The organism is Mobilicoccus pelagius NBRC 104925 (assembly GCF_000247995.1).
GTDB lineage: Bacteria > Actinomycetota > Actinomycetes > Actinomycetales > Dermatophilaceae > Mobilicoccus > Mobilicoccus pelagius.
The window spans coordinates 25,074-38,401 of the sequence record NZ_BAFE01000011.1 but is presented as its reverse complement, the minus strand read 5'-3'; the positions used below and the strand labels follow the sequence as shown (position 1 = coordinate 38,401).

The following is a 13,328-nucleotide window of genomic DNA, read 5'->3' as shown; positions in this document are numbered from 1 at the left end:
AAGCTGGCACTGCACCGCAGCAGCAAAACGGATGCGCAGTTACCGCCCTCGAGTTCAGGCGGGACAACGGCCGCCCTGCCCGGAAATCCAGCACGCACAACCAGAACGTCGCCTCGCTGCAGTCGTGATCTGCTCAGGCGAATGGAATCCTCGACGCTCATTCGTTTGTATTCAGAGAGGTCCAGGTAGCCGTCACGCACGTTGTAGCCATGAATGAATGGCACGCCGTCATCACGAAAGTACGACGAGGGGTTTACGACCACCCCCACGCCAGCCTGGGTCAAAAGACCTGCCAGGCGCCTGGGTGGACCTGCGTCGCGGACCTCACGATCGAGTATGCCGAGATGTTGCTCCGCCATAAGGTCGAGTTGCCCCTCGCGGGCGGCGATGATCTGGTCGATGCGGGCGACGCGGTCGTCGAGGAAGTCCGCGATCCGCCGCTGCTCCTCAATTGGTGGCGCAGGAACCTCCACCGTGCGCAGGTCTGTCCACAGAATGTCGAACTGCGACGGTGGCATCCATTTACTCAGGCGAGTCAGTTCCGCGAGGTAGGGCTTGCTCTGTAGCACGTAATTGAGGTAACGGGCGTCGCTTCCTGTTCGAGGGTGAGCCACGATGTAGGCAGGAGAGACGATGCCCCTGTACTGACTAGCACCAAAGCCGCCCTGCCACGCGCGCAAACGGTTGAAGACCAGGTCTCCTGGCTGCACCAATTGATATTTCGCGAGGTCCGCACCGAGAACATTGTGGTTGTCTACCGCCTCTGCGCGGCGGACGACACCGCGCCCGAGGTACACGGATAGGGCTTCTGCTTCGGGGTGGCCGACGTCCTGAACGCGTTCGGCCAGCGCACCCAGGCGGCGGACGGGCACCGTCCACCGCAATTCGTCTACGACGCTCACAGCCCCAGCTCTCTCATCCACCCCTGGATCTGGGTTTCGAGGTCCTTGATCTCGTCGGCGATCTCCTTGACGGGACGCGGGGGTGTGTAGACGTAGAACTGGCGGGTGAAGGGGATCTCGAACCCGAGCTTGGTCTTGGTGTGGTCGATCCACGCGTCGGGCACGTAGGGGTGGATCTCGTTCTTCAGGTGGTCCTCGGCGGTCTGTACGAGCACGTCGGCGCGGGCGGTCTCGTCGAGGTCGAACCAGCCTGCGGGCAGGGGCACGTTCTCCTGGTCGCGCAGGTCGGGGTCGGGTTCGGGCTTGCCCTTCTTCGTGATGACGGGCGCGTCGGGGTCGGCGACGGCGCACAGGGCGGCGAACTTCTTCCGCTGGGCAGGCGTCAACTCGCCCACCTCGGTGAGGAGGGCCTTCTCCGTCTCGTACCGGTTCCCCACGAGCGAGGCGTACGCCGTGAACGGCTCGGCCGCGACGGCCTCGGGCGTCACCTCCCACCGGCGCCGCAACGGACGCTCGACGGTGATCCGCTGGAAGCCGAACGTCTCGCGGGTGAGCACCTTGACGCGGGGGTCGTCGGCGAACTCGTCATGCGCCCCGCCGTACAACCGGCCGATCTCCGCGATGGCGTCATGCGTGAGTTCCTTGCGCTTGTCGCCGAGGGACTTGCGCATCTTCGTGCCCAGCTCACGCGCGTCGATGAGTTTGACGAGGCCACGGTCGGCATCGGCCTTGTCGTTCGTGAGGATCCACACGTACGTGCTGATGCCGGTGTTGTAGAACATCTGGTCCGGCAGGGCGACGATGCCCTCCAGCCAGTCGTTCTCGAGGATCCACCGGCGAATCTCCGACTCCCCCGATCCCGCCTGCCCCGAGAACAACGGCGAGCCGGAGAGGACGATGCCGACACGGGAGCCGCCGGGCTTCATCTTGCTGAGCATGTGCTGGAGGAACAGCAGTGACCCGTCCGACACCCGCGGGAGCCCCGCCCCGAACCGGCCCTCGAACCCGAGCTTGGCGGCCTCGTCCTTGATCGGCTGGGCGTAGCCCTTCCAGTCCACCCCGTACGGCGGGTTCGCGAGGATGAAGTCGAACTTTTCCAGCCGAAAAGCGTCCTGCGTCAACGAGTTGCCGTTGCGCATCTGCTTGGGGTCGATGTCCTGCATCATCAGGTCGGACTGGGCGATGGCCCACGTCTCGTCGTTGAGCTCCTGCCCGTACACCATGACGCGGGAGGCCGGGTTGAGCTCCTTGATGTGGTCCATCGCCGTCATCAACATGCCGCCCGTGCCGGCCGCCGGGTCGTAGACCGTGCGGACGGGGATTTCGCTCTCCGTGATCTCCCGGTGCGCCATGCCCGAGACGAGCAGGTCGACCATGAGACGGATGACCTCGCGCGGCGTGTAGTGCTCACCGGCGGTCTCGTTGCTCATCTCGGAGAACCTCCGGAGCAGGTCCTGGAAGATGTATCCCATCGCCTCGTTGCTCACGACCGCCGGACGCAGGTCGAGGTCGGCGAAGTCGGCGAGCACCTGGTAGAGGATCCCCGCCTTGTCCATGCGGGCGATCTTGTCGTCGACGTTGTACGCCTCCATGACGCCGTACGCCTCGCTCGACAGACCCCGGATGTACTTGGCGAGGTTGTCCGCGACGTTGTTCGCGTCGCTGAGCAGGCTCGTGAACGTGAACGGCGACGTGTTGTAGAACCGCTGCCCCGACAGGCGGCGCAGCTGCATGGCCTGAGCTTCACCGATGGTGTCGAACGTCGCCGCCTTCGCGACCACCGCGTCCTTCGTCGGCGCGAGCGCCGCATCCATCCGCCGCAGCACGAGCAGCGGCAACATCACCGACCCGTACTCGTGCTGCTTGAACGTGCCCCGCAGCTTGTCGGCCACGCGCCACACGAACGCGACCTTGTCCTGAAAACCCTGCGGCGCCATGCCCGTTCCTCCCCAAGTCAACGGCCTCCACCGTAGCTGCGCGCGGGGAACCGCGCTCAGCGGCGGATGCGGGACGCCCAGAACGGGTCCTCGGACCACCGCTCCGGGAATCCCATCCCCCTGATCGGCACGTGCGGGTGGGTGTCGAGGAGGTCGCTGAGCCGGGTGGCCCAGCTGCTCCCCGGCGAGATGGTCGCCAGCACAGACTGGGTCGCGACCAGGACGACGTACAGCCGCTGCCGCCGGTCTCCCTCGAGCATCACGGCCGGGTCCTGGAGCCACGCGATCCCCGGATTCTTGGGAAGCGCGGGGGAGACGCCGAGCACCACGTTCCACAGCCTGCCGTGATGGGCGCAGACGTTTCGCACTCGTACGAAGGACCGCACCCACGATCCGAGGAGAGGCGCTGTGAGCCCCAACGGAGCAGCGATCGCCGTCAGGTCGGACCGCCGGTCGAGGTTCGCGACGACCTTCTCCAGCTCACCGAGGGTCAGCAGCTCGGCCATCAGCCACGAGGGCGGCAACTCAGGCTCTCCGTAGACCGTGAGGTCATGCTCCAGCGCCGACGGGTGCGCCAAGGCACCCCCGGCGACTTCCCCCTGCCGCAACTGGGCATCGCACAACGTGCGCACCCGGCGGAGGAACTCCTCGTGGGCGTCGCGGCGCTTGAAATGCTCGACGGACGTGTACCAGAACGCATCCCCCGTGGAGGAGGACATGTGGTCGGTCACGGCAGCCCGCAGGGCCACCTCCACTCGCTCCAACGCGTCCATCACGAGAAGCCGCAGTTTGCGATCGAAGACATACAGACCCAGCACGTCATCGAAGGTCGTGCCGGGCCGGACGTCCTCACAGCCCGGCTCCCGAAAGGGGATGACGTACGGAGACAGCCGGTAGTACCCCATGTGGCGTAGGTACCTCATCGCCCGGTCGCGGTCGGGGACGACGAGACCACGCCGTTCCATGCGGTCGACGAGATCCTCATGGGACAGAGGCGGCTTCTGGTATCGCACGCTCCCGCGGGGGCGCCCCACCCGTCGACCATGACCAGACGGCATGAAAAATCCCCCAAGTGCGCATCGTGGAGAGGCGTGGGGGATGTAGTACCCCCAACATAACACCCCAGCCTCGTGAGCCTGCCTCACATGGCCACACGAGTAGGGGACCCTGCCGACACGCACCCTGCGTCGTCTCTCGACCTGGTCGACACGGCCGACACACAGCAAGGCCCCCGGCGAACCGGGGGCCTTGTCTGAGCCGCTTGTCGGAATCGAACCGACGACCTATTCATTACGAGTGAATCGCTCTGGCCGACTGAGCTAAAGCGGCACGCACCTCACGGGAGGTGCTCATCGAGGATAGCAAAGCGGCGCGGCGAGCCCAAAACGGCGACGCGCGCGGCGACCTCGCGCCGCGCGCGTCCGCTCAGCAGGTGAGCCCGTCCTTGGGGACGGTGCCCTTGAGGAGGTAGGAGTCGACGGCCTTGTCGACGCACGCGTTGCTGCGCATGTACGCGGTGTGGCCGTCACCCTCGAACGTGACGAGGTGACCGTTCTCGAGCTGTGAGGCGAGCTTCTGCGCCCACTCGTACGGCGTCGCCGGGTCGCGTGTCGTCCCGACGACCACGATCGGCCCACTGCCCGACGCCGAGATCTTCTGCGGCTCCGTCTTCGGGTCGACCGGCCACTCCTCGCACGACACCGTCGCCATCGCCATCGACTCGCCCCACGTCGGCGACGCCTTCTCGAACTTCTCCACCCGCGCCTGCATCGCCGCGTCGTCGACGGCCTCCGCCGGGCGGTCGAGACAGTTGATCGCCGAGATCACCTGCATGATGTTGCCGTGGTAGGCGCCCGTCTCGTCACGGTCGGCGTACTCCCGCGCCAACTGCATCAACTGGTCGCCGTCACCCTCCTTCGCCGCGCGCAACGCATCGGTGAGGCCCTCCCACGACGCCTGGTCGTACAGCGCCCGCGCGAGGCCCGTGCTCGCCCACCCCTCGGTGAGCTCCTCGACCCGCGCGTCGTCGGTCACCGGGACCGGCTTCTCGTCGATCTTCGCGAGCAGATCACGCAACCCCTCCATGCCCTCGTCGACCCCGCTGCCGAGCGGGCAGTCCCCCTCCGAGACACACGACTTCACGTAGGCCCGCGTCGCCGTCTCGAACCCGACCGCCTGACCGAGGTTGAGCTCGTCGTTCGACAGCTCCGGCGCGATCGCCCCGTCGAGCACCATCGACCCGACACGCGTGGGGAACAGCCCCGCATACGTCGCGCCGAGGAACGTGCCGTACGACTTGCCCAGGTAGGAGAGCTTCTGCTGCCCCAGCACCGCCCGCACGACGTCCATGTCCCGGGCCGCGTCCACCGTCGACAGGTGCGGCAACAGCTGCGGGTACTTCTTCTCGCACGCCTCCCCGAACGCCTTCGCCGACATCCGCGTCGCCTCACGCTCCTTCGCGTCGTCCGGCGTCGGGTCGAGCCCCATGATCGCGTCCATCTGTGGGCCGTCGACGCACTGCACCGGCGAGGACTCCCCCACACCACGCGGGTCGACCCCGACGACGTCGAACCGGCGCCGTACCGACGGCGACACGATGAGATCCGCCGCACGCGCGTACTCGACGGCCGACCCACCGGGCCCGCCCGGGTTGACGAGCAGCGCCCCCTGCGGCGAACCCGACGCCGCCACCTTGAGCATCCGCAGCTTGATCGTGCCCTCGGCGGGCTTCTCGTAGTCGACGGGCACCTCGACCCACGCGCACTGGGCATTACCCCCGTCGGCGTCGGCGTCGCCACACCCCTCCCACGCGACCTGCTGCGTGTAGTAGCGGTCGAGCCCCTTCGCCCCCTGGGGTGGCTGCGTCGCCGGCGGGGCCGTGTCGCCCGCGCCCTCCCCGTTCGGGGACGGGACGGCACACCCCGCGGCGAGGACGGCGACCCCCGCCAACGCGACGACGAACCTCGGGACCGACCTCACGCCCGTGCCACGGTTGCGACGCTTCGACGCCACGACTCCACCCACTGCGTTGCCTTCCTCTCCACACCTCGACGCCGGTCGATCGACGTCACGGACGCCTCGACCACCGGCCGGAAGAGGCGGAGGGCGCGTCGTCGCAGACCCACCGTACCCGCCATGAACAGCCGTGACGGTCGAGCCCGCGCCCCTCCAGGGCACACCTCACGACCGTCCCGACCTGCGGACTCATCGCCGCGGCAACCGCAGCGACAACGCCATCGCCTCGAGCGCGAGGAGCAGCGGCACGTTCGCCTCGATGCGGGTGCGTGCCTGCCCGATCGCCGTCATCGCGGCGAGGAGCTCGTCGGCACCCATCGCCCGCGCCAACGCGTCGACCTCGGCGCGGGCGTCCTCGTTGACGAGTTCCACCGGAGCCCCGAGACGCACGACGAGCGCGTCGCGGTACACCGACAGCAGGTCGACGAGGGCCCGGTCGGTGATGTCTCGCGCGAACCGCGTCGCCCGCGCCTTCTGCTCCTTCTCGAGGCCCGCGATCTGCGCCCGCACGTGCGGCGGCTGGGTGCGGGCCGTGGGATCGGCGCCGAGCGTCTCGAGGAGTCGCGTCCGCTCGGCCGCGTCGCGCTCCGCCGCCGAGGAGCCGGACTCCTCCGTCGCGATCGACGCGAGATCCGCCGCGGCACCGATGGCGTCGGGGACCGAACGGATACGACCGCTCATCTGCACGACCTCACGACGACGACGCCGGGCGCCCTCGTCGCGGGCCAGACGCCGCGCGAGCCCGATGTGGCTCTGCGCCGCCCGCGCCGCGTACATCGCCATCGCCGGGTCGACCCCGTCGCGGCGGACGAGAAGCTCGGCGACGGCCTTCGCCGGCGGGGTACGCAGACGCACGTGACGACACCGGCTGCGGATCGTCACGATGACGTCCTCGTGCGACGGCGCGCAGAGGACCCACACCGTGCGCTCCGACGGCTCCTCGAGCGCCTTGAGCAGCGCGTCGGCCGCGCGCTCCGTGAGCCGGTCGGCGTCCTCGACGATGACGACCCGGTACCGCCCCACCGACGGCCGGTGCGCCGCCTCGACGACGAGCTCTCGGGCGTCCTCCACCCGGATCGACAACCCCTCGGTGGCGACGACCGTGACGTCGGCATGGGTGCCGTCGAGCGCCGTGAGGCAGTCACGACACCCCCCACACCCGTGCCAAGGGCAGTTGAGGGCCGCGGCGAACGCCCGTGCGGCGTTCGACCGACCCGACCCCGGTGGGCCGGTGAACAGCCACGCGTGCGTCATCGCGGTGGGATCGCTCGCCGCCCGACTCAACGTCTCGATGGTCTCGCGCTGCCCGACGAGGTCGTCCCAGACGCTCATCACGCACCCCCGGATCGGGACTCGCTGCGGCCCACGACCTCGCCCGAGGAGGACGGGGCCGAGGGGGCGACGTGTTCCGAAGTCGCGGCGGAGTCGCGCGTCGGGGCGGCGGATTCGGCCGGGTCGGGGCCGGGCGCGGCAACCGCCGTGGTCGAGGAGGAGGACGTGGACGCGGGGGTCCGTAAGGTCGGATCGGCCCCGGCGAGAAGCTCGCCCACCCGTGCGACGACGGCCGCCGAGATCACCTCGGGTGGTTGGGCGGCGTCGAGGACGAGATACCGGTGCGGGGCGGCCTCGGCGAGCGCGAGGAACCCCTGACGCACGCGGGCGTGGAACGCCTCGGCCTCCGTCTCCATGCGGTCCTCGACGCGGCAGCTGCGGCGGGCACGGCCGGTCTCCGGCGCGACGTCGAGGAGGGCCGTGAGATGCGGGACCAGCCCGCCCGTCGCCCACGCCGACAACCCGGCGATCTCCGCGGCCTGGAGGTCGCGGCCCGCCCCCTGGTACGCCACGGAGGAGTCGACGTAGCGATCGGTGAGGACGACCGCGCCGCGTTCGAGCGCCGGTCGGACGAACGTCGCGACGTGGTGGGCGCGGTCGGCGGCGAAGAGCAACGCCTCCGCTCGCGGGGCGACCTCCCCACCGTGGAGGAGCAGTTCGCGGATGCGGCCACCGAGCTCGGTACCCCCGGGCTCGCGCGTGACGACGACCTCCTGGCCTCGCTCACGCAGCCATGCGGCCAACGCCGCGACCTGCGTGGACTTGCCGGCGCCGTCTCCGCCCTCGAACGCGATGAACACCACGCGAGCAGACTAGGCGAGGTCACCGACAACCCGTGCCCGGGGCGCGGACGGTGTCACGACGAGCCGCCCACCGCGCGGGCACGGCGTTCGAGCGCGACGACGTCGCTGCCGAACGACCACGCGAGGAGTGCCGTCGCGCCGGCGAGGACGCCCCGCCCGAGCGCGGGCGGCACGGCGGGCGTCGAGGCGATCGACACCGCCACCGCCTGCAGCGCCGCCACCGTGCGTCGCCGTTCGCTCGGCGGCAGCTCCCCCGTCCACGCCGGGCGGAGCCGGCCGCCCGCGACGAAGAGGTAGCGGGCCGCGCCGCTGATCAGGGCCTCCGGGGCGAGGGTGCGAGCGAGGATCGTCGTGAGGCCGAGGAGCACGGCGGCGTCGGTCTCCATGTCGAGACGCGCGCCCGCCGGGTCGGCCGTCCCGGTCGCGCGGGCGACGTGCCCGTCGACCGCGTCCAGCGCGAGGGCGGGGATCGCGAATCCCGCCACGGCCCAGGTACGTCGGCGTTCGCACCGACTCTCCGGACGCAGCGCCGCGGCGAACGCGCAGCCCGCGAGCACGGCCCGCACGAACGTCACGACGTCCGCCGGGGAGGCGACGCGACGGGGTGTGGAGGAGGGGGCGAGGCCGACCGAGGTCCGCGCGGCCGTCTCGTCGACCGGCCGTGGGGTGGGCCGCCGTCGGACGGCGCGGGCGACGACGGCGGGGAGGAGTCCGCCGACGACGACACCGGCGAGGCGGCGGGGCCACGGCCCTCCGGCGGCGACGGCGTCCGCGGCACCGACGAGCCCCACGAGCGTGGTGGCCGACAGGGCGTGCCCGAGGGTGGACGCGAGCACGTGTGCCGACGGCGTCGTGGCCGAGCCCACGGCGGGCGTCGCGAGGGCGGAGTCGCGGGGTCGGCACCGACCGGACAGAATCGCATCCATGGAGCGTCGATCCTATTGGACCCATCCCGGCGGCCGCGGGGAGATCCGCGTCGAGACGCTCGGGGAGCCCGGGGAGGGTGAGGCCCGCGTCGAGACGATCGTCTCCGGCGTGAGCCGCGGCACCGAGTCCCTCGTCCACCTCGGCCGGGTGCCGGAGCGGGTGCGCGACCTCATGCGGTCCCCCTTCCAGCGGGGTGACCTGCCGGGCGAGGTCTTCTACGGCTACCTCTCCGTCGGTGAGGTCGCCGCCGTCGGCCCGGACACCCCCGACGACCTCGTGGGCCGTCGCGTCTTCTGCCTCTACCCCCACGCCGACCGGTACGTCGCCCCGATCTCGTGGCTCCACCCCGTCCCCGACGACGTACCGAGCGAACGGGCCGTCCTCGCCGGTGCCGTCGAGACCGCGGTCAACGCCCTCTGGGACGGCGGCCCCCGTCTCGGCGACCGTATCGCCGTCGTCGGCGGCGGGATGATCGGCCTCTCCGTCGCCGCGCTCCTGCGCCGGTTCCCCCTCGACCGGCTCGAACTCCTCGACCCCGACCCGGCCGTCGCCGAGCGCGCGCAGCGGTTCGGACTCACGTGGAAGGACCCCGCCGACGGCCTTGGCGACTGCGACCTCGTCTTCCACGCCTCCTCCACCGCAGCCGGACTCGCCCGTTCCCTCGAGTTGCTCGGTGACGAGGGCGAGGTCGTCGAGATGTCCTGGTACGGCACGACCGAGCCGCAGGTCCCCCTCGGCGGCGACTTCCACGCGCGCCGCCTGCGCATCCGCGCAAGTCAGGTCGGCATGATCGCCGAGTCCCGCCGTGCCCGCCGCACGACCGCCGACCGCATGGCCACCGCCCTCGCCGCCCTCGCCGACAACGCCTTCGACTGCCTCCTCACCGGGCCCGTCGACCTCGACGACCTGCCCGCGACGATGGACGACATCGCCCACGGCCGCACCCCCGCGATCTGTCACGTCGTGCGCCACCGGTAGCCACGACCACGACCACCCATCCGCCCCGACGAAGGAGTTCCCTTGTACCGCCTCACCGTTCGCGACCACGTGATGATCGCCCACAGCCTCCCCGACCCGTTCTTCGGCCCCGCGCAGGGCGTCCACGGCGCGACGTTCGTCGTCGAGGCGACGTGGAGCCGCGCCGACCTCGACGAGCACGGCGTCGTCCTCGACATCGGTGCCGCGACCGCGGCGCTCAAGGAGGTCCTCGGGGACATCGACTACCGCAACCTCGACGACCACCCCGCCTTCGAGGGGAGGATCTCGACGACGGAGGTCGTCGCCCGCCACATCGCCGACGAACTCGCCTCGCGGCTCACCGATCCCGCCCTCACCTCCCTCGAGGTCGTCCTCCGCGAGCACCCCGACGCCTGGGCCTCGTACACGCGCGACCTCCCGTGAGAACGGCGACCACACCCCCGGAGCGCCTCCCCGTCGAGGCACTGCGGGGGATCGAGGCGTGACGCTCATGAGCGCCGCCGACGTGATCGCGGGCCCCGGAGCACGCTTCGTCCGCCCCGCCCCTACCGTGGTGAGCGGCGGCACCGTCTACGACGAGGCCGTGCTCCGCGTCTGGCCCGGGCGACCGCCGGAGGACGTCGTCCTCGAGGGCGACTGGCCCGATGGCCCCGGCACCGCCTCGCGCCTCGCGGACGCGCTCCGGGGCGCGTCGGACGCCGTGGTCGACGGGCTCGTCGGCGCCGCCCACCCGGACGTGCTCCGCGATGCGCAGGCCGCGGGCACCACCGCCACTCTCCTCGTCCACCTCCCCCTCCCCGACGAGACCGGTCTCACGCCGGAACGGACCCGCGAACTCGCCGCGCGGGAGGCGGAATCGGTCGCCCTCGTGTCCCGGGTCGTCGCGACGAGCCGCACGGCCGCCGCAGACCTCGCGCGGCGTTACGGGCGGACCGACGTCGAGGTCGCCCCGCCCGGCGTCGACCCCTCGCTCACGAGCGGTCCCGCCGCCGTGGGGAGTTCACCACCCCGGGTCCTCTGCCTCGCCTCGCTCACCCCCCGCAAGAACCACGTCGGCCTGCTCGCGGCCCTCGCCCGCCTCACCGACCTGCCCTGGCACGCCGTGTTCGCCGGACCGGGCGACGACACCGACCGGGCCCGCATCACCGACGCGATCGCCACGACGGGCCTCGGCGACCGCGTCACGCTCACCGGGCCGCTCGCGGGAGCCGATCTCGAGGAGACGTGGGCGGGCACCGACGTCCTCGCCCTCCCCTCCCTCGCCGAGACGTACGGCATGGTCGTCACCGAGGCGATCGCCCACGGCGTCCCCGCCGTCGTCGCCGCGGGAACGGGTGCCGTGGAGGCCCTCGGCGACGGTGACGGCCCCGACCCCGGACTCGCCGCCGACACCCGTAATCCCGCCGACCTCGCACGGGCGCTGCGCACGGTGCTCACGCACCCGGAGTTCCGCGAGTTCGCCCGGCGTCGTCGCACGGGCCTACGCTCGTGGTCCGCGACCGCAGCGCTCCTCGCGGGGGTCTTCCCCGCCGACGTCGGCCCTCCCGTCGACGCCGACCTCCCGATCCGCCCCGACCCCGAGAGCACGTCATGACCCCCGAGACCCCTCGTCCCACACCGGCCGCCCCCACGGCCCCGACGCCGAGTCGCCCCGTCGAGGCCGACTGGCTCGCCCTGCGTCGCCCGGCCGACGCCGCCGCCCGGGAGGGGACCCAGCGCCTCCTCGGACGGTTGTGGCGCCACCTGCGCGCCCACGACGAGACGGGCGGCCACGGCCCCGTTCACGTCGTCGACGTCGGCGCCGGCACGGGCGCCAACCAGGAGTGGCTCGCGCCACGGCTACCCTTCCCCTCCCGGTGGACGCTCCTCGACCACGACGCCGCGCTCCTCGACCATCCGACGGCGACGGGGCACGCCCAGCGTGTCCACGGCGGTCTCGACGACCTCCCCCGGCTCGTCACGGGCGAGGGCGAGGAGGACGCCGCGGGCCCGACCGTCGTCGTCGCCTCCGCCCTCCTCGACCTCCTCACGGGGCCCGAGCTCGACACGCTCACCGATCTCCTCCTCGACACGGGGACGCCCGCCCTCTTCGCCCTCACCGTCGACGGCGAGGTGACGTGCGTGCCGCACGACCCCGACGACGACCTCGTCCACGACGCGTTCGAGGTCCACCAGCAGCGCGACGGGATCGTCGGCTCCGCCGCGTCGGCACACGTCGCCGACCGTGCCCGCGAGGGCGACGCAGAGGTCGTCGAAGCGACGACGCCGTGGCGTCTCACGAGTGCCGATGCCCCGCTCCTGCGCCGCTACCTCACCGATCGCGCCGCCGTCGTCGCCGAGCACGACCCCGCCCTCGCCCCTCGTGCGCAGGCGTGGCTCGAGCGCCGCCTCGCCCAGCTCGACGCGGGCACGCTCGCCGTCGTCGTCGGGCACGTCGACCTCCTCGTCCTGCCCCGGTGAGCACGGCCGCGCGCGACGGCCACCCCACCCGCCGGTGGGGCCGGATCGCGTGGGTCGTCCTCCAGGTGCTCGTCGCCGCAACGGTTCTCGGCACCCTCGTCCATCTCTTCGGCACCGGGTCGGTGACCGCGACGGCCGCTGCCGTGACACCCTTCACGGTCGTCTCCGCCCTCGGCCTCGGCCTCGTCGGCGCCACGGCCCAGGGATTCCGATGGCGCGCGGTCGCCGCCGGCCTCGGGGACGAGATGACCGCCCGCCACGCCGTCGCGCGTTGCCTCGAGGCGGCCCTCCTCAACGCCGTCCTCCCGGGCGGACTCGCGGGTGACGCGCTCCGGGCCGCCCGGCGCGGCCGCGCCGGCGCGCGATGGACGGGCGTCACCTCCGTCGTCGGCGAACGCCTCTGCGGCACGGCCGTGGTCGCCCTCGCCGCGACGGGCGCCGCCCTGCGCCTCGGTCGCCCCGACCTCGCCGGGATCCTCGCCCTCGTCGGCCTCGGTGTCGGCGTCGTCGCGGGGTGGTCGATGCGACGCCTCCCGCCCCGCAGCATCGCCGCCTGCGTCGGCTGGTCGGTGCTCGGCTGGCTCGCGTTCCTCGGCCTCTTCGCCCTCGCGCACGACGGCCTCGCCCGGGCGGGCGCCGTTCCCGCTCTCCCCGGGGTCGACGTCGCCACCCTCGGCGCCGCGACACTCGCGGGCATGTCGATCCCCGTCAACGTCGCCGGCTGGGGTCCGCGGGAGGGCGCGGCCTCCCTCGCCTACTCCCTCGGCGGACTCGACCCCGCGACCGGATTCACCACCTCGGTCGCCTACGGACTCCTCGCACTCGTCTCGACCCTGCCCGGCCTCGTCCCCCTTCTCGCACCCCGCACGGCGGGTGACGAACGCCGAGGATCACACGAGGACGCGCCCATCCCCTGACGGGACGACCGCCGGGCCGGGTCGCACGCCGATCGCGGGACGCCTGGCCACCGACAT

Annotated in this window: 12 protein-coding genes and 1 tRNA gene; 5 read left to right on the top strand and 8 right to left on the bottom strand. The window is 71.8% G+C overall.

The window, feature by feature from the left end:
- The 8 genes from MOPEL_RS17035 to MOPEL_RS02845 all read right to left on the bottom strand — a co-directional run.
- The coding region (locus MOPEL_RS17035; RefSeq protein WP_009481355.1) for a restriction endonuclease subunit S domain-containing protein at positions 1-902 on the bottom strand (902 nt) is incomplete at its 3' end.
- A complete protein-coding gene (locus tag MOPEL_RS02875; RefSeq protein WP_009481354.1) occupies positions 899-2,839 on the bottom strand; it encodes a type I restriction-modification system subunit M in 1,941 nt (646 codons plus the stop codon). The genes MOPEL_RS02875 and MOPEL_RS17035, both read right to left, overlap by 4 nt.
- 56 nt (positions 2,840-2,895) lie before the next feature.
- A complete protein-coding gene (locus MOPEL_RS02870; protein ID WP_245544692.1) occupies positions 2,896-3,852 on the bottom strand; it encodes an Abi family protein in 957 nt (318 codons plus the stop codon).
- Between the two features lie 242 nt (positions 3,853-4,094).
- Positions 4,095-4,168 (bottom strand) — tRNA-Thr (locus MOPEL_RS02865).
- Between the two features lie 96 nt (positions 4,169-4,264).
- The gene (locus MOPEL_RS02860; RefSeq protein ID WP_245544691.1) at positions 4,265-5,851 is read right to left on the bottom strand and encodes an alpha/beta hydrolase; all 1,587 of its coding nucleotides are present in this window, start codon (positions 5,849-5,851) and stop codon (positions 4,265-4,267) included.
- Between the two features lie 192 nt (positions 5,852-6,043).
- Positions 6,044-7,186 carry a DNA polymerase III subunit delta' gene (locus tag MOPEL_RS02855; RefSeq protein WP_009481351.1) on the bottom strand — a complete coding sequence of 381 codons (1,143 nt, stop codon included), beginning with the start codon at positions 7,184-7,186 and terminating at the stop codon, positions 6,044-6,046.
- Entirely contained in the window at positions 7,186-7,989 is an 804-nt protein-coding gene (gene tmk, locus MOPEL_RS02850) for a dTMP kinase (RefSeq protein WP_009481350.1), read from the bottom strand. The genes MOPEL_RS02855 and tmk overlap by 1 nt, the downstream gene beginning before the upstream one ends.
- Positions 7,990-8,042: 53 nt before the next feature.
- Positions 8,043-8,915 carry a CDP-alcohol phosphatidyltransferase family protein gene (locus MOPEL_RS02845; protein ID WP_009481349.1) on the bottom strand — a complete coding sequence of 291 codons (873 nt, stop codon included), beginning with the start codon at positions 8,913-8,915 and terminating at the stop codon, positions 8,043-8,045.
- Here MOPEL_RS02845 and MOPEL_RS02840 point away from each other — a divergent pair.
- The 5 genes from MOPEL_RS02840 to MOPEL_RS02820 all read left to right on the top strand — a co-directional run bounded on the left by MOPEL_RS02840 (position 8,914) and on the right by MOPEL_RS02820 (position 13,271).
- Complete coding sequence (locus MOPEL_RS02840) at positions 8,914-9,894, top strand: zinc-dependent alcohol dehydrogenase (protein WP_009481348.1); 981 nt, start codon at positions 8,914-8,916, stop codon at positions 9,892-9,894. The genes MOPEL_RS02845 and MOPEL_RS02840 overlap by 2 nt on opposite strands.
- Positions 9,895-9,936: 42 nt before the next feature.
- Complete coding sequence (locus MOPEL_RS02835) at positions 9,937-10,317, top strand: 6-pyruvoyl trahydropterin synthase family protein (protein ID WP_009481347.1); 381 nt, start codon at positions 9,937-9,939, stop codon at positions 10,315-10,317.
- Positions 10,318-10,384: 67 nt separating this feature from the next.
- Entirely contained in the window at positions 10,385-11,488 is a 1,104-nt protein-coding gene (locus tag MOPEL_RS02830; protein ID WP_083841707.1) for a glycosyltransferase family 4 protein, read from the top strand.
- Positions 11,485-12,354, top strand: a complete 870-nt coding sequence (locus tag MOPEL_RS02825) for a hypothetical protein (protein ID WP_009481345.1) — start codon at positions 11,485-11,487, stop codon at positions 12,352-12,354. The genes MOPEL_RS02830 and MOPEL_RS02825 overlap by 4 nt, the downstream gene beginning before the upstream one ends.
- Positions 12,351-13,271, top strand: coding sequence for a lysylphosphatidylglycerol synthase domain-containing protein (locus tag MOPEL_RS02820; RefSeq protein ID WP_009481344.1), 921 nt, complete (start codon positions 12,351-12,353; stop codon positions 13,269-13,271). The genes MOPEL_RS02825 and MOPEL_RS02820 overlap by 4 nt, the downstream gene beginning before the upstream one ends.
- Positions 13,272-13,328: the final 57 nt, after the last annotated feature.